The organism is Saccharothrix syringae (assembly GCF_009498035.1).
Lineage (GTDB): Bacteria > Actinomycetota > Actinomycetes > Mycobacteriales > Pseudonocardiaceae > Actinosynnema > Actinosynnema syringae.
Genome location: NZ_CP034550.1, coordinates 100956 through 117054, shown reverse-complemented (window position 1 = coordinate 117054; position 16099 = coordinate 100956). Strand labels below are relative to the sequence as shown.

Genomic DNA, 16099 nt, shown 5'->3' with positions numbered 1-16099 from the left:
CCTCACCGCAACGCGTCGGCGACCTCCTGGGCCGCCCGCACCACCTGCGGCCCCACCACGTCGCCGTCCAGCTTCTCCAAGGCCACCACACCCACGCTGGCCCGCAACCCGGGCACCCCGCGCACCGGCGCCGCCACCCCGAACGCACCCGGCTGGAGCTCCCCGGTCGAGTGCACCCACTGCCGCCCCTCGGTCGACAGCCCGATGGCCTTGCCCGCCGCGCCCCGGTGCACCGGGTGCCGCGACCCCACCCGGTAGGCCACGTGGTACGCCGTCCAGGAGGGCTCCACCACGGCCACGGCCTGCGCCTCGGTCCCGTCGGCCACGGTCAGGTGCGCGGTCGCGCCCACGTGCTCGGCCAGGGTCCGCAGCGCGGGCTGCGCGGCCAGCCGCAGCTGCGGCAGCACGTTGGACGCCAGCCGCAGCACGCCCAGCCCCAGCCGCACCTTCGAGCCCTCGCGCCGCACCAGGCCGCGGGCCTGCAACGGCACCAGCAGCCGGTACACGGCGGCCCGCGACGCGCCGATGGCCGCGGCCAGCTCGCTGATCGACGGCGCCTCCGACTCGGCGTCGGCCACCGCCTGGAGCAGGGCCAGGCCCCGCTCCAGGGTCAGCGAGCTCTCCTTCGAGGCCGGCACCGGCAGCCGGCCGCGCGGGTCAGGTCTGACCAACGTCCTGCCTCCCGTCGGCGGGTGCGATCCGGCCGACCACCTCGGCCAGCCCGACGACCGAACCGCCCTCCCCGGGGGCCGTCGCGGTGATCCGCACCTCGTCGCCGTCCTCCAGGAACGTCCGCTCCGCGCCGTCGGCCAGCCGCACCGGCTCCTTGCCGCCCCAGCTCAGCTCCAGGAAGGAGCCGCGCTCGTCGCGGTTCGGCCCGGACACGGTGCCCGACGCGATCAGGTCGCCCGGACGGACCGTAGCGCCGTTGGCCGACAGGTGCGCGAGCTGCTGGGCGAAGGTCCACGACATCTCGCGGAACGGCGGCCGGGACACCACGGTGCCGTTCCACTCGACCTCGATGGCGATGTCGAGGCCCCAGGTGCGCTCCTCGACCAGGTAGGGCAGCAGGTCGTTGCCCAGCGGCGGCGGCGCGACCCGGGCCACCGCGAACGCCTCCAGCGGCGTGATCCACGCCGACACCGAGGTCGCGAACGACTTGCCCAGGAACGGCCCGAGCGGCTGGTACTCCCACGCCTGGACGTCGCGCGCGGACCAGTCGTTGACCAGCACCACGCCGAACACGTGGTCGGCGGCCTGCGACGGGGTCAGCCGGGAGGCGACCGGCCCGCCGCACACGAACCCGACCTCGGCCTCGATGTCGAGCCGCCCGCTGGGCCCGAACACCGGTCCCGCCGACGAGCGCCGCTGGCCGTGCGGGCGCACCACGGGCGTGCCGGAGACGACGACCGTGCCCGCCCGCCCGTGGTAGCCGACGGGCAGGTGCGTCCAGTTCGGCAGCAGCGGCTCGCCGTCGGGCCGGAAGATGCGGCCGACGTTCTCCGCGTGGTGGCGCGACGAGTAGAAGTCGACGTAGTCGGCGACGGTGAACGGCAGCACCGCGCCCGCCAGGCCGACCAGGTCCGCCCCGCGCGGCGCGGACGTGGCCGACACGACCTCCACCAGCCGGGCCCGCAGCTCGCTCCACGCGGGCCGCCCGGCGGCCAGCAGGGCGTCCAGGGACTCCCCCGCCACCAGCGGCGCCAGGCGCTCGCCCAGGGACAGCCCGCGCAGCGGCAGGGCGTGGTCGCCCACGCGCACCGCGACGCCGTGCCCGGGCAGCACGCCGTAGGGCAGGGTCTGGGGCCCGAACGGCTCGTCCGGCGCGAACGCCGGGTCGTCGATCCAGCTCACAGCAGCCCCAGCTCCCCCAGGTCGGTGATCGGCTCGTCCAGCGAGCACGACCCGTACGAGGCGAACACGCCGCGGACGGCGTGCGCGGCCTGGTCGGACAGCGACGCGGCCTCCTCGCCGAGCGCCGCGGCGTCCGTGCTGGCCAGCGCGCCGCGCACGTCACCGCCCGACAGGGCCCGCGCGGTGGCCACCAGCAGGTTGAGGAACCCGTGGTGGGTGAACCCGGTCGCCGGGTCGGTGCGGCGGACGGCGTGGTGCAGGCCCGCCGTCGCCTTGAAGGCCACGCCGCCGCCGCTGACCACGGCCAGGAAGTCGGCGACCTCGTCGACGCTCGGGAAGTTCTCCCGGCTCAGGCCGCCGCAGCGCAGCTTGGGCCAGCTGCCGTGCTCGATGACGCGGCGCACGCCGTCGAGCCAGCCCTCGCCGCCGCGGCGCGGCTCGACCACCCGGATGACGTCCTCGGGCACGAACTCCGAGACGCGTTCCAGCCACACCTCGTCCACGTCGGACGGCGCGGGCATCTCGACCATCCGCAGCGCCAGCAGCTCGCTGCGGGACTCGACGATCGACACCGCCTTGGGCACCCCGCCCAGGCCGGTGTCGATGACCAGCGACAGGGCGATCGGCTTGACCGGCTTGACCTTGATCAGCTCGGTGATCAGCTCGGCCAGCCGCGACGCGGGGCACAGGAAGAGCCCCACGGCTCCCGCCCACTCCCCGGCGCGCGCGTCGAGGTGGCCGCGCACGGCGTCGGGCATGGTCGCGTTACCCGGCGGGAACAGGGCGGCGTCGTCGACAAGCCTCGCGAGCAGGGGCGGAGTGCCGCGTGGACCGGGCGCACGGAGTTCGAAGGCGCTTGACACGGCTGACACGCTAGTGGCGTACCGGTCAATGAACAAAGATGTCCGACTATCGAACGCCCGGAGAAGATGATGGCGTACTACCGCCAGGTGGGTGAGATCCCCCGAAAGCGCCACACGCAGTTCCGCACGCCGGAGGGCGGGCTCTACGCGGAAGAGCTGATGGGCGTGGAGGGCTTCTCGGCCGACTCGGCGCTGCTCTACCACCGCCACCTGCCCACGGCGATCGTCGACGCGGTGACCGTCGAGGAGGACCGCGGCACCCTGGCGCCGAACCTGCCGCTCAAGCCCCGGCACTTCCGGACACCTGCCCTGACCTGGGACGACGACACCGACGCGGTGACCGGTCGGCGCGTGCTGTTCGGCAACGCCGACGTCACCGTCGCGTTCGTCCGCGCCTCCGCGCCCAGCCCGCTCTACCGCAACGCCAGGGGCGACGAGCTGCTGTACGTGCGGACCGGCGAGGGCGTGGTCGAGACGATCTACGGCGCCCTCCCGGTGGGTGAGGGCGACTACGTCGTGTTGCCGACTTCTTGCACCTATCGGGTGGTGCCGGAGGGGCCGATGGACGTCCTCGTGCTGGAGGCGTCCGGCCACGTCGGCCCGCCCCGGCGCTACCTGTCGGCCAAGGGCCAGTTCCTGGAGCACTCCCCGTACTGCGAGCGCGACGTGCGCGGGCCCGCGGAGCCGCTGCTGGTGGACGGCGAGGACGTGGACGTGCTGGTGCGGCACCGGGCGGGCCTGACCCGGTTCACCTACGCCAACCACCCGTTCGACGTGGTCGGCTGGGACGGCTGCCTGTACCCGTGGGCGTTCAACATCCGCGACTTCGAGCCGATCACGGGCCGCGTGCACCAGCCGCCGCCCGTGCACCAGACCTTCGAGGGCCCGAACTTCGTGGTGTGCTCGTTCGTGCCGCGCAAGGTCGACTACCACCCGCTGTCGGTCCCGGTGCCCTACAACCACGCGAACGTGGACTCGGACGAGCTGATGTTCTACGTGGGCGGCGACTACGAGGCGCGCAAGGGCTCGGGCATCGGCATCGGCTCGCTGTCGCTGCACCCCTCGGGCTGCACGCACGGCCCGCAGCCGGGCGCGGTGGAGGCGTCCCTGGGCGCGGAGCGGTTCGACGAGACCGCGGTCATGGTCGACACGTTCCGGCCGCTGGAGCTGGGCGAGGCGGCGCTGGCCGCCGAGGACCCGAAGTACGCCTGGTCCTGGGCTCGCCGGGGTCCTGACCTGGATTGATCCACGTTTGTCGGTGGTCGGCCCTAACGTCTGCCGGCATGGACGCACGAGCGGTTCTGGAGCTGGCTCCGGACAGCGGGGTGGCGAGCGCCGCCACCCGGCTGGCCGGGTCCTCCGGCTGGCAGGGGACGGGTCGCGACGACACGGCCCTGTGGGGGCTGTGCAAGGGCAGCGGCAAGAACCCCTACCAGGTGTGCGTCGACCTCGGCGACCGGGCGGCGAAGTGCTCGTGCCCGTCGCGGAAGTTCCCCTGCAAGCACGCGATCGCGCTCCAGCTGCGCGACGTGCGCGAACCGCTGCCGGCGGGCGAGCCGCCCGACTGGGTGGCGCAGTGGCTGACCAGGCGGCGGGAGCGCGCCGCGCCCGCCGCGCCGGACGACTCGCCGGAGGCCGGGGCGCGCCGGGCGAGGGCCAGGGAGAAGACGGCGCTCGCGCGGCGCGAGGCGGTGCGGGCGGGCGTGGCGGCGCTGTCCGACTGGCTGGCCGACGTGGCGGGGGCGGGCATCGCCGGGTTGCCCGCGCGCGACGCGGCGTGGTGGCGGGCGATCGGCGCGCGCATGGTGGACGCGCAGGCCAGGGGCCTGGCCTCGGCCGTGGAGGAGGTGCGCGACCTCGTCGCGGCCGGCGGGCCGGCGTGGGCGCACGACACCGCCGACCGGCTGGGCGGCCTGCACCTGCTGGTGCGGCTGGCCGAGGCGCCGGGGTTCGCCGACGTGGTGCGCCCCAGGCTCGGGTTCCCGGTGCCCGAGGAGGAGGTCCGCGCCCGCCCCGGCTGGTCGGACCACTGGGTGCCGCTGCTGGCGCTGGAGACCGACGACGGCCTGGTGCGCACCGCGCGGCAGTGGGTGTGGGGGCGCACCCGCGGCTGGGTGGTCGCGGTGCGGCACGCGGGGGGAGGGGCGCGCCCGGGGCTGCCGCTGGCGCACGGGGTGCAGGTCCAGGGGGTGCTGCACCCCTACCCGGGCGCGCCGCCCCACCGCGTGGCCGTGGGCGAGGTGCTGGAGCAGCCCGCCGGGCCGGTGCCCGCGCCGGCGTCGTGGCGGACCGCGCTGGCCGCCCTGGAGGACGTGCTGCGGGCCGACCCGTGGCAGCGCCTGCACCCGCTGGGCTGCGCGGCGGTGCGGCCCACCGCGGACACCCGGGCGCTGGTGGACGCCGAGGGGCGGGGCGTGCCCGTGCGCGACGACCTCGGCCTGGAACGGGCGCTCGCGCTGACCGGCGGCGCGCCGTTCGACGCGTGGGGGCTGTGGAACGGCCGCGAGCTGCGCCTGGGCGCGGTGGCCCGGCCGGGTGGGGCGCCGGAGGTCGTGGGATGAGCCTGCGCAGCGAGTGGGACGAGGCGGTGCAGGCCGCGCTGGTCGGCGCGCACCGCTCCGGCACCACGCCCGCCGAACTGCTCGACCGGTGCGCCGCGCTGGGCCCGGCCGCGCACGCCGCGCGGCTGCCGCCGGTGGTGGACGCGCCGCTGCTGGCACCGGCGCCCGCGTCGGGGGACGCGCGGGTCCACCCGGCGGCTCGGGACGTGCTGGCGCAGGTCCTCGCCCTGGAGGACCAGGTGCTGCTCACCGAGTGGTGCGGCCTGGCCAAGGCCGCGCGGCTGGTCGCCGACCACCGCGAGCTGCCCGCCCTGCTGGCGCTGGGCACCGCGCACACCGGCCTGCGCCCGGCGGTCACCGCCGTGCTCGGCGCCCGCGGCCGGTGGCTGGCGACCCTGCGGCCGGCCTGGGCGTGGGCGGCCGCCGCCGAGGCCGTCGAGGCGGTCGACCTGGACGCGGCCCTCGACCTGCCCGGACCCGCCCGCCTGGAGGCGCTGCGGCGCGCCCGCGCCCAGGACCCGGCGGGCACCCGGGAGTTCCTGGCCGCCCGGTTCGACGGGCAGCGCCGCGCGGGCGACCGGCAGGCGCTGGTCGCCGCCCTGGAGGTCAACCTCGGCCCGGACGACGAACCGCTGCTCGAACGCGCCCTGGACGACCGCGCGATCGGCGTGCACGACGAGGCGCTGCGCCTGCTGCGCACCCTGCCCGGGTCGGCCCTCGCCGCCCGCGCCGCCGAGCGCCTGCACCGCGGCCTGTGGCTGACCGCCGACGGGTTCGACGTGCAGACCGACGAGCTGTGGACCGAGCTGGCCCCCGAGCCCGAGGAGGCCAGGGACCTGCTCAAGGACGGCTCGGAGACCGGCGTGGCGGGCCGCATCCGCGGCGCGGCGGCGAGCGTGCCGCCGCGGCACTGGACCGGCCGGCTGCGCACCGACGACGAGGGCGCCGCCGCCGAGCTGGCCCGCGGGCCGTGGGCCTCGGCGCTGCTGCGGGGCGTGGCGCAGAACCTGCGGCTCGCCGACGACGCCCGGCCGTGGGCGGTCGCGGCCACCCGCGCGCTGACCGGCATGGAGCAGCTGGAGATGCTGGCCGGGCTGCCCGCCGAGCTGGCCGCCCGCACCGTCGTCGAGGTGTCCCGGCAGTGGAACTACGACCTGCTCGACCACGCCTGCTCGCAGCTGCCCGCGCCGTGGGGCCCGCGGGCGACCGCCGACCTGCTCGACCGCTACGCGGCGACGCGCGACCCGAGGTGGCGCGCCGGCCGGCCACCCGCCGTGCTGCTGGCCAGGGGTGACGCCGAGGTGCTCGGCGCGAACTGGGCGCGCATCACCGAGCGGTGGCCCGAACACACCGTCGAACTCGACGTCCTGCGCCTGCGCATGCGGCTGCGCGAGGCGTTCAACCCCCGGGAGGAAGACCAGTGACCACCGAGACCGTGCTGCGGCCCGCCGCGGAACAGCAGTACGCCGCCGAGCTGGCCGCCCTGGCCGCCGCCGACGACCGGCCCCGGCCGCCGCGCTGGCGGCTCTCGCCCCGGGCCGTGGTCACCTACGTGCTCGGCGGCACCCTGCCGGACGGCACCGTGATCACCCCCAAGTACGTCGGCGACCGGCGGCTGGTCGAGGTCGCGGTCGGCACCCTGGTCACCGACCGGGCGCTGCTGCTGGTCGGCGTGCCCGGCACGGCCAAGTCGTGGCTGTCCGAGCACCTGGCGGCGGCCGTGAGCGGCAACTCCACGCTGGTCGTGCAGGGCACCGCGGGCACCGGCGAGGACCAGGTCCGCTACGGCTGGAACTACGCGCGGCTGATCGCCGAGGGCCCGTCGGAGGCGGCGCTGGTGGCCAGCCCGGTGATGACCGGCATGCGCACCGGCGCGGTGGTGCGGGTCGAGGAGCTGACCCGGATGCCCGCCGAGGTGCAGGACTCGTTCATCACCGTCCTGTCGGAGAAGACGCTGCCCGTGCCGGAGCTGGGCATCCAGGTGCAGGCCGTGCCCGGGTTCACCGTGATCGCCACGGCCAACGACCGCGACCGGGGTGTGAACCAGATGTCGTCGGCGCTGGCGCGCCGGTTCAACACGGTCGTGCTGCCGCCGCCCGCGACCGAGGACGCCGAGGTGGAGATCGTGTCCGCGCGCGCGGCGCAGCTCGGCCGCGCGCTGGAGCTGCCCGCCGAGCCGCCCGCGCTGGAGGAGGTGCGCCGCGTGGTGCGCATCTTCCGCGAGCTGCGCAACGGGTCCACCGCGGACGGTCGAACGCAGCTGAAGCGCCCCAGCGGCAGCCTGTCCACCGCCGAGGCCATCTCGGTGGTGACCAGCGGCATGGCCCTGGCCGGCCACTTCGGCGACGGCCGCATCACCGCCGACGAACTGGCGTCCGGCCTGCTGGGCGCGGTGGTGAAGGACCGCGTGTCCGACACCGCGGCGTGGCAGGAGTACCTGGAGGCGGTGGTCAAGGAGCGCGCCGAGTGGCGCGACCTGTACCGGGCGTGCCGGGACCTGGTGGGCTGATGGCGCGCGAACAACCCCTGCCCGAGCGGGTCACCCTGCTCGGCATCCGGCACCACGGCCCCGGGTCGGCGCGCATGGTCGCGGCGGCGCTGGACGCCGTGCGGCCGGAGGTGGTGCTGATCGAGGGGCCGCCGGAGGGCGACGCCCTGCTGCCGCACGTGCCGCACCTGGTCCCGCCCGTCGCGCTGCTGCTGCACGACGAGGCGGAGCCCGCGCGGGCGGCGTTCTGGCCGTTCGCCGAGTTCTCCCCCGAGTGGCGGGCCATGACGTGGGCACACCGGCACGACGTCCCGGTCCGCTTCTTCGACCTGCCCGCCGCCGCGTCCCTGAACGACTCCCCCACCCCGCCGGCCTCGGGCCAGCCTTCTCCGGGCCAGCCTTCTCCGGGCCAGCCGGCCTCCACCCCGCCTTCCCCCGCCGCCCCCTCTCCCTCCCCTCCTCCCCTCTCCCCCTCCTCTCCTCCCCCTTCCCCCTCCTCCCTTCCCGCCGATCCCGACATCACCTCCGACGCCATCCCCAGCGCGGCCATCGACCCCCTGGGCGTGCTGGCCGAGGCAGCGGGCTTCGACGACCCGGAGCGCTGGTGGGAGGACGTGGTCGAGCACCACACCGACCCGGCCGACCTCCCCGAGGCGGTGGCGGAGGCGATGGGCGCGCTGCGCGAGGAGTTCGCCGACCAGATCGACTCCCGGACGCTGCGCCGGGAGGCCGCCATGCGCCAGAACCTGCGCCAGGCCCTCAAGGACTTCCCCGGCCCGATCGCCGTGGTGGCCGGCGCCTGGCACGTCCCGGCCCTGCGCACCCTCCCGCCCGCCTCGGTGGACGCCGCCGCCCTCAAGGGCCTGCCCCGCGGCAGGATCTCCGGCACGTGGGTCCCCTGGAGCCACGGCCGCCTGGCCGCCGCCTCCGGTTACGGCGCGGGCATCGACTCCCCCGGCTGGTACGCGCACCTGTGGGAGTGCGCCGACCGCGGCGACGCGGTACCGCGCTGGTTCGCCCGCGCCTGCGCCGTGCTGCGCGAGGAAGACCTCCCCGCCTCGACCGCGAGCGCCGTCGAGGCGGTCCGCCTGGCCGACACCCTCGCCGCCCTGCGCGGCCGCCCGTCCCCCGGCCTGTCCGAGGTGACGGAAGCGGCCCTGGCGGTCCTGTGCGGCGGTGACGAAACCCCGCTGCGCCTGGTCCACGAACGACTGGTGGTGGGCGAACGCCTGGGCGAGGTCGGCGACGACGTCCCCACCTCCCCCCTGGCCGCGGACCTGGCGCGCCTGCAGCGGAAGCTGCGCCTGCACCCCACCGCCACCGCCAAGCCGATCCGCCTGGACCTGCGCAAGGACACCGACCGCGAACGCTCGAAGCTCCTGCGGCGCCTGGAAGTCCTCGACGTCCCGTGGGGCACCCCGGACACCACGCGCAGCCTGGGCACGTTCGCCGAGGCGTGGCAGCTGCACTGGCGCCCGGAGTTCGCCGTGTCCCTGGCCGTCGCCGCCCGCCACGGCACCACCGTCGAAGCCGCCGCCGGCCGGGTCCTCGCCACCCGCGCCGCCGAAGCGACCCGCGTGGTCGACGCCGCCGACACCCTCAGCCGCGCCGTGGGCTGCGAGATCCCCGAAGCCGTCACCGCGGCGCGCCGAGCCCTGGACCGCTGCGCCGCGGCCGCGACCGACGCCCTGGAACTCCTGACCGCCCTGCCGGACCTGGCCACCACCGTCCGCTACGGCTCGGTCCGCGGCACGGACCCGGACCTCCTGCGGGTGGCCCTGCACGGCCTGCTGGCCCGCGGCGCGGTGGGCCTCCCCCTGGCCTGCCGAGGCGTCGACGACGACACGGCCGAACGCGCCCTCAGAGCCGTGGACGGCGCCGACGACGCCGTCCGCCTCGCAGCCGACGACGAGCACCGCGACACGTGGCAACGCGCGCTCCAGGCCCTGGTCGCCATGCCCGACGCCCACGGCCTCCCCACCGGCCGCGCCACCCGCCTGCTGTGGGAGGCGGGCGTGCTCGACTCGGACGCGGTGGCCACCCGCCTGCACCGCGCCGTCTCGGTCGGCTCCGCGGTGCCGGCGGGCCAACACCCGCCGCCGCACCCGCCACTCGCAGCCGGCACAACGACTTCAACAGGCGCCACGTCGTTCGTAGCCGGCTTCCTGCGCGGGTCGGCGGCGCTGCTCACCGCCGACCCCAAGCTCTTCGGCGTGGTCGACGAGTGGCTGACCGGCCTGTCCGGCGCGGACTTCGAGGCCGCGCTGCCGCTGCTGCGCCGCGCCGTGGCCGAGTTCAGCGCGGCGGAGCGGCGGATGCTCGGCGACCGGGTCCGGGGCACGGCACCCGGGTCGTCGGCCGGCTCGGGTGACTGGGACGAGGCGCTGGCGGGGCGTCTGGTCGCCCACGTGCGGGCGTTGCTGGCGGAGGTGCCGGCGGGGGTGCCGGGCGAAGCGGCGCCCGGCCTGGCAGCAGCCAACTCCGCGGCAACCGATCCGGCGGCAAGTGGCGCTGGTCCGGCAGCAACCGGTCAGGCGGCAACAGGGGCCGATCCGACGGCGGCAGGTCCGGCTGCGGCAGGTCCGACGGCAGCAGGTCCGGCTGCGACGGGTCCAGCGACAGTCGAGGCCGGCCCGGTGGCCGGGGCTGCTCTGGTGGCCGGCGCCGGCCTGGCGATCGAGCCTGGCCCGGTGTCTGTGCCTGGCCCGGTGTCTGTGCCTGGCCCGGTGTCTGTGCCTGGCCCGGCGGCATCCGGCGCGGCGGCGACAGGCCAGGCTGCGGGTTCCAGGCCGGCAGCAGACCCTGGGGCGGCTGCGAGTCCCGGGGCGGCGTCACGTCCGGGGCCGGTGGTGGGTTCCGGGGTCGGGATGGTCGAAGCCGCGGGCGGGGTGGGGGTGGATGGGTGATGCGGGGTGTGGTCGGCGTTCCTCATGTTCCAACCGATGATCGGGAACGCTGTTTTCGTACATTTTCGGCCGATGATCACCCGATCGTGTCTGCCATCGGGTGCCCTGGGGAGGGCTCGTGAGCCACGATACCGCAGGTGAGCGCCAGCGCCGGTGGCGGTTGCTGCTCGGTGGGGCGGCCGGTGATCTCGGGGTGCTCGGCGATGACGACCGGCGCCGGGACTCGGCGTTGACCGGCCTCTACGGCGGCGGGGGTGGGGGTGACGCGCCCGAGGCCGGCGGCAAGCGCAGTGCCGGGTTGGGGGGTTCTTCGCCGGTGCTGCACCGGTGGCTGGGGGACATCCGCACGTACTTCCCCAGCTCGGTCGTCCAGGTCATGCAGCGGGACGCGGTGGAGCGGTTGGGGTTGCGCCAGTTGCTGCTGGAGCCGGAGTTGCTGTCCGCGGTCGAACCCGACGTGAGTCTGGTCGGGACGCTCGTCTCGCTGTCCAACGCCATCCCCGCGCGGACCCGGGAGACCGCTCGCGCCGTGGTGCGCCGCGTGGTCGAGGACATCGAGCGGCGGTTGGCCGACCGGCTGCTCGCGGCCGTCCGGGGGGCGATCGACCACTCGCGCCGGACGAGCCGGCCTCGTCTGTCCGATGTGGACTGGGGGCGCACGATCCGGGCGAACCTGCGGCACTACCAGCCGGAGCAGCGGACCGTGGTGGTGCAGGACCTGGTGGGCAACAGCCGGCGCAGCAGGCAGGCTTCGCTGCGGGACGTCGTGCTGCTGGTCGACCAGTCGGGGTCGATGGCCGAGTCGGTGGTCTACTCGGCGGTGCTGGGCGCTTCGCTGGCCTCGTTGAAGTCGGTGGAGACGCGGCTGGTCGTGTTCGACACCGAGGTGGTCGACCTGACCGAGCAGCTGCGGGACCCGGTCGACCTGCTGTTCTCCACGCAGCTGGGCGGGGGCACCGACATCAACCGGGCGGTGGCCTACGGGCAGTCGCTGGTGCGGCGGCCCACGGACACGGTGATGGTGCTGATCAGCGACCTCTACGAGGGCGGGGTGGCGCGCGAGCTGCAGCGCCGGGTGCGGGAGCTGGTGAGCAGCGGGGTGACGGTCGTGGTGCTGCTCGCGTTGTCCGACAGCGGTACGCCGTCGTACGACCACGAGTTGGCGGCGCGGTTGTCGGAGCTGGGGGCGCCCGCGTTCGCGTGCACGCCGGACCGGTTCCCGGAGCTGTTGGCGACCGCGCTGCGCCGGGAGGACGTGGCCGCCTGGGCCGAGCAGAGCGGCATCCCCGTCGGCAGGTGAACCCACGAGAGCCGTGAGCCGGTGAGCACGCGAAAGCCGATGAGATCCCTTATCGGATGACGACCCGCCCCAGGGTCAGGAACGGCGCGCCGCGGGTGAGCACGACGGCCCGGCCGCGCGCGTCGGGCCCGGCCATCCACACCTTGCCCCCGCGGCGGATGTTGTCACGCACCCGCTCGGGCACCTCGAACAGCCGCAGGAACGTCCGGTCGGACCCGTCGGTCTCCAGGTACGCCTGCCGCCCCACCCTGGTCCGCCCGGGCACGAAGTTCACCGAAACGGGGTGCCGCGGGTAGGTGGCGAGCAGCTTCCGCAGGCTGCGGCGCGAGCAGAAGTGCCGCAGGCCGGGCACGGCGAACTCGACGCACAGCGGGGTGAGCACGAACACCCACTTGGACCCGACCCACTGGGAGAGCAGCCACAGCACGACGAAGGCGATCCCGGCCAGCCCGATGAACCCGACCGCGCGACGATCCGCCCCGGTCAGGCACTTGTGCACCCAAGCCTCGCCCACCACCGCTCCCAGCAAACCAGACTTTCCCACTTCCGGGTTGCCTGTTGACCCGCGCGCGAAACTCAGCCGCGTGACACCTTCGCGGGAAACAGCCTGGGCACGCCGCGGAACGTCACCACCGTGTTGCCCGCCCGGTCGGGGACCACGACCCAGGCCCGGCGGTGGCGGCTGATGCGGCCGCGGACCAGCGGGCCGGCGCTGACGTCGAGCACGAACTGCCGGGTGCCGTGCACGACGAGCCGCCCGCGGCGCCAGTGGACGCGCACGTGGACCCACTCGCGGTCGCCGAGCACCGGCTGCCGCCGGGTGAGGACGAGGCCGAGCGCGGCCGCGGCGAACAGCAGCAGCACGGCCGGCAGGGACGAGGAGACCTCGAAGACGAACACGAGTGCCAACTGGAGGGCGAACGCGAGCGCGCCGAGGACGACCCAGCCGAACGCCCGGCGGTCGGCCACCTCCAGGCAGTGCCGGGTCCACGGGTCGTCCAGGGCCGCTCCTTCGGTGGACGGCTTGTCGGGCACGGCCACGCAGCCACCTCCGCACGGGGCGTGACCAGGCTACGGCGGTCGGGTAAGCAGGGGGAGCGGCCATCCGGTGCACTCGCACCGGTCGTGGGACTTCCCACCCCGCCCGCATCAAGTTAGGCTGCCCTAAGTTGGGAGGTGAGCGGTGAACGAGACGCGTCGACCGCCCGCCCCGCACCCGGCGGAGCGAGCGCGCACGATCGCCGCCCGGGGTGGGCGCGCGGCCCTGTTGCCGTCGGACGGCTCCGAGAGCCGGGTGACGCCGCTGCTGCACCACGTGCACCCGCGCGGGGACGCGACGCTCCTGCTGCGCGACGAGCACCCGCTGGTCGGGGCGCTCCGCGCGGCCGAGGTGACCGCGATGCTGGAGGTCGCCGACCACGCGCCGGTGCCGCTGCGGGAGCCCGTGCGCGGCCTGCTGTGGCTCACCGGCTGGCTGCGCGCGCTCGACGGGCGGGAGGCCCGCGAGGCGGCGCTGGAGGTGGCCGACGAGCGCCCGGACCCGCGCCTGCTGGACGTCGGGCACGGCGTGAGCGTGGTCAGGCTGGTCCCGGCGTCGCTGGTGGTGGCCGACGCGGAGAGCACCACGTCGCTGCGCCCGGAGCTGTTCGCGCAGGCCGAGCCCGACCCGTTCGCCGCGCACGAGGACCACTGGCTGCGGCACCTGGAGCTGTCGCACCGGGACGTGGTGGGCCTGCTCTCCCAGCACCTGCCCGAGCACCTGCGGGGCGGCCACGTGCGCCCGCTGGGCCTGGACCGCTTCGGCCTGCGGCTGCGGGTGGAGATGGCCGACGAGGACCACGACGTGCGGATCGCGTTCTCCCGCCCGGTCGGCACCTCGCAGGAGCTGGCCGTCGAGCTGCGCCGGCTGATGGGCTGCCCGTTCCTGGCGCAGCGCCGTTAACGTACGCGGGTGATCGAACCACTCGACGCCCGGGAGCGCCGCGGTTACCAGGTCGAGCTGCTGCTCGTCTTCGCGATGACGCTCGGCCTGTCCGGGCTGCGCAGCCTGGTGCGCCTGCTGGACAGCCTGCTCAACCCCGTGCCGCTCAACGAGCAGAAGGTCGCGATCAACGTCCCGCAGGCGCGGTTCGACCTGCTCGACCTGCTCGCGCAGCTGCTGGGCGTGGTGCAGCTGGCCGCGTGGGGCGGGCTCGGCCTGTACCTGCTGTGGCGCGGCGGGGTGCGGCTGCGGGCCCTCGGGCTCGACCGCACCCGCGTCGGGCCGGACGCGCTGGGCAGCCTCGGGCTGGCCGCCGTCATCGGCATCCCGGGCGTGGTGTTCTACCTGGTCGCCTGGAACCTGGGCCTGAACCTGGCGGTGCAGCCGTCCACGCTCGACGAGTCGTGGTGGCGCGGCGCGGTGCTGATCCTGTCCGCGGCGGGCAACGCGTGGGCGGAGGAGGTGCTGGTCGTCGGCTACCTGATCACGCGGTTGCGGCAGCTCGGGTGGCGCGAGGGCACGGCCCTGCTGGCCAGCGCCGTGCTGCGCGGCTCTTACCACCTCTACCAGGGCTTCGGCGGGTTCGTCGGCAACGTGGTGATGGGCCTGGTGTTCGGCAAGGTGTGGCAGCGGACCAACCGGCTGTGGGTGCTGGTCGTCGCGCACACCCTGCTCGACGTGGTCGCGTTCGTCGGCTACTCGCTGCTGCGCGGGCGCGTCGACTGGTTGCCGTAAGACCGGCGATCACCCCGGGGGACGACGCGCGCTGATGCCGGGGGCGGCCAGCATCCGAGGGGTTGTCACCCGACAGAGGGAATCTGCCGATGCGCACGAAAGTGTTGACCGCGGCCACCGCCGCAACCGCCGCCACGCTGGCCGCACTCCTCACCGCCACCCCGGCCAACGCCACCCCGACCAACGCGGACCCGACCACGGTCAGCTCAGCCACCGCCGGCCTAGCCACCGCCGGCCTGACCAGCGCCGGCCCAGCCACCGCCGGCCCAGCCACCCCGGCCACCACCGCAGCCGCCGCGCGGATCACCGTGCCCGAACCGACCGGCCGGTACGCGGTCGGCACCGCGGAGCTGCACCTGGTCGACGACCGGCCCGACCCGTGGCGCCCGGACCGCCCCCGCGAGGTCATGGCCACCATCGCCTACCCCGCCGAGCGCTCCCACGCCCCGCGCGCACCGTGGATGGCACCCGGCGTGGCCGCGGGCGTGGACCAGCTCGCCTCGGCGCTCTTCGGCACGCCGCCGGGCGCGGTGGACTGGGCCTCGCCCCGCCGGCACGCCCGGACCGACGCGCCTCCGGCCCGCGGGCGGTGGCCGGTCCTGCTGTTCTCGCCGGGCCTCGGCTCGGTGCGCGAGCTGCACGCGGGCGTGACCGACGACCTGGCCAGCCGCGGCTACGTGGTGGTGTCGATGTCGCACACGCACGAGTCGGTCGCGGTCGAGTTCCCCGACGGGCGGGTCGAACCGCCGCTGCTCGACGTGGAAGACCCGGAGGACCGCCGCACCGCCATCGAGGCGCGGATCGCCGACACCCGGTTCGTCCTCGACGAGCTGGCCCGGTTCGACCACGCGGACCTGTCGCGGGTCGGCGCGTTCGGCCACTCGTACGGCGGCTTCACCGCGGGCGAGACCATGGTGCGCGACCGGCGCATCGACGTCGGCGCCAACCTCGACGGCGCGCTGGCCGTGTCCACCGACGAGGCCGACTACCAGCCCGGCGAGGTGGTCACCCGGGGCCTCGACCGGCCGTTCCTGCTGGTGGGCAGCGAACTCGTGGACTCGGACACCGGCGCGCGGGTCCCGCACACCCACCGCGAGCGCGCGGTCGACCCGACGTGGGCGGACTTCTGGCCGAACCAGCGCGGCTGGAAGCGCGACCTGTTCTTCGAGGGCAGCAGGCACAACAGCTTCACCGACCTCCAGTTCGCCATCCCGCAGCTCGGCGGCGTGCTCACCCCGGAGCAGCAGCAGGCGATCGTCGGCACGATCGACCCCGGGCGCTCGCTGGAAGCGCAGCGCGACTACCTGGCCGCCTACTTCGACCTGCACCTGAAGGGACGGCCCACCGGCCTGTTCCGCGGCGACTCACCGCGCCACCCGGACGTCCACCTGGTCGGGTGAGCGCCTGAGCG

14 protein-coding genes are annotated in these 16099 nt (G+C 75.5%); 9 read left to right on the top strand and 5 right to left on the bottom strand.

Features of this window, described 5'->3' with window-relative positions; all coding sequences use genetic code 11:
- Positions 1 to 2 precede the first annotated feature (2 nt).
- The 3 genes from EKG83_RS00520 to EKG83_RS00510 are packed head-to-tail and all read right to left on the bottom strand — an operon-like array spanning position 3 to position 2717.
- Positions 3 to 671, bottom strand: a complete 669-nt coding sequence (locus EKG83_RS00520) for an IclR family transcriptional regulator (protein ID WP_033435129.1) — start codon at positions 669 to 671, stop codon at positions 3 to 5.
- The gene (locus EKG83_RS00515) at positions 658 to 1854 is read right to left on the bottom strand and encodes a fumarylacetoacetate hydrolase family protein (RefSeq protein WP_033435130.1); all 1197 of its coding nucleotides are present in this window, start codon (positions 1852 to 1854) and stop codon (positions 658 to 660) included. Before EKG83_RS00515 ends, EKG83_RS00520 begins: the two co-directional genes overlap by 14 nt.
- Positions 1851 to 2717 carry a hypothetical protein gene (locus tag EKG83_RS00510; protein ID WP_282916600.1) on the bottom strand — a complete coding sequence of 289 codons (867 nt, stop codon included), beginning with the start codon at positions 2715 to 2717 and terminating at the stop codon, positions 1851 to 1853. Before EKG83_RS00510 ends, EKG83_RS00515 begins: the two co-directional genes overlap by 4 nt.
- A 69-nt stretch (positions 2718 to 2786) precedes the next feature.
- Here EKG83_RS00510 and EKG83_RS00505 point away from each other — a divergent pair, with 69 nt between their 5' ends.
- The 6 genes from EKG83_RS00505 (at position 2787) to EKG83_RS00480 (ending at position 11972) form a co-directional block, all read left to right on the top strand.
- Complete coding sequence (locus EKG83_RS00505; protein WP_033435154.1) at positions 2787 to 3962, top strand: homogentisate 1,2-dioxygenase; 1176 nt, start codon at positions 2787 to 2789, stop codon at positions 3960 to 3962.
- Between the two features lie 38 nt (positions 3963 to 4000).
- Positions 4001 to 5278, top strand: coding sequence for an SWIM zinc finger family protein (locus EKG83_RS00500; RefSeq protein WP_084717103.1), 1278 nt, complete (start codon positions 4001 to 4003; stop codon positions 5276 to 5278).
- Positions 5275 to 6702, top strand: coding sequence for a DUF5691 domain-containing protein (locus EKG83_RS00495; RefSeq protein WP_051766892.1), 1428 nt, complete (start codon positions 5275 to 5277; stop codon positions 6700 to 6702). Before EKG83_RS00500 ends, EKG83_RS00495 begins: the two co-directional genes overlap by 4 nt.
- Complete coding sequence (locus EKG83_RS00490; protein ID WP_033435132.1) at positions 6699 to 7787, top strand: ATP-binding protein; 1089 nt, start codon at positions 6699 to 6701, stop codon at positions 7785 to 7787. The genes EKG83_RS00495 and EKG83_RS00490 overlap by 4 nt, the downstream gene beginning before the upstream one ends.
- A complete protein-coding gene (locus tag EKG83_RS00485; RefSeq protein WP_194282982.1) occupies positions 7745 to 10672 on the top strand; it encodes a DUF5682 family protein in 2928 nt (975 codons plus the stop codon). The genes EKG83_RS00490 and EKG83_RS00485 overlap by 43 nt, the downstream gene beginning before the upstream one ends.
- A gap of 118 nt (positions 10673 to 10790) precedes the next feature.
- Positions 10791 to 11972: a VWA domain-containing protein gene (locus tag EKG83_RS00480; protein ID WP_033428113.1), complete on the top strand. Its 1182-nt coding sequence runs from the start codon at positions 10791 to 10793 to the stop codon at positions 11970 to 11972.
- A 49-nt stretch (positions 11973 to 12021) separates the two neighbouring features.
- Here the strand turns inward: EKG83_RS00480 and EKG83_RS00475 are convergent, their stop codons facing one another.
- A complete protein-coding gene (locus tag EKG83_RS00475; RefSeq protein ID WP_153277812.1) occupies positions 12022 to 12486 on the bottom strand; it encodes a hypothetical protein in 465 nt (154 codons plus the stop codon).
- 62 nt (positions 12487 to 12548) lie between these two features.
- Positions 12549 to 13013, bottom strand: a complete 465-nt coding sequence (locus EKG83_RS00470; RefSeq protein WP_228122466.1) for a hypothetical protein — start codon at positions 13011 to 13013, stop codon at positions 12549 to 12551.
- 142 nt (positions 13014 to 13155) lie between these two features.
- Here EKG83_RS00470 and EKG83_RS00465 point away from each other — a divergent pair, with 142 nt between their 5' ends.
- From EKG83_RS00465 to EKG83_RS00455, 3 genes are all read left to right on the top strand, one after another.
- A complete protein-coding gene (locus EKG83_RS00465) occupies positions 13156 to 13914 on the top strand; it encodes a DUF2470 domain-containing protein (RefSeq protein ID WP_033428115.1) in 759 nt (252 codons plus the stop codon).
- Between the two features lie 9 nt (positions 13915 to 13923).
- A complete protein-coding gene (locus tag EKG83_RS00460) occupies positions 13924 to 14688 on the top strand; it encodes a CPBP family intramembrane glutamic endopeptidase (protein WP_033428116.1) in 765 nt (254 codons plus the stop codon).
- 89 nt (positions 14689 to 14777) lie between these two features.
- Positions 14778 to 16088, top strand: coding sequence for an alpha/beta hydrolase family protein (locus EKG83_RS00455; protein WP_084716011.1), 1311 nt, complete (start codon positions 14778 to 14780; stop codon positions 16086 to 16088).
- Positions 16089 to 16099 lie beyond the last annotated feature (11 nt).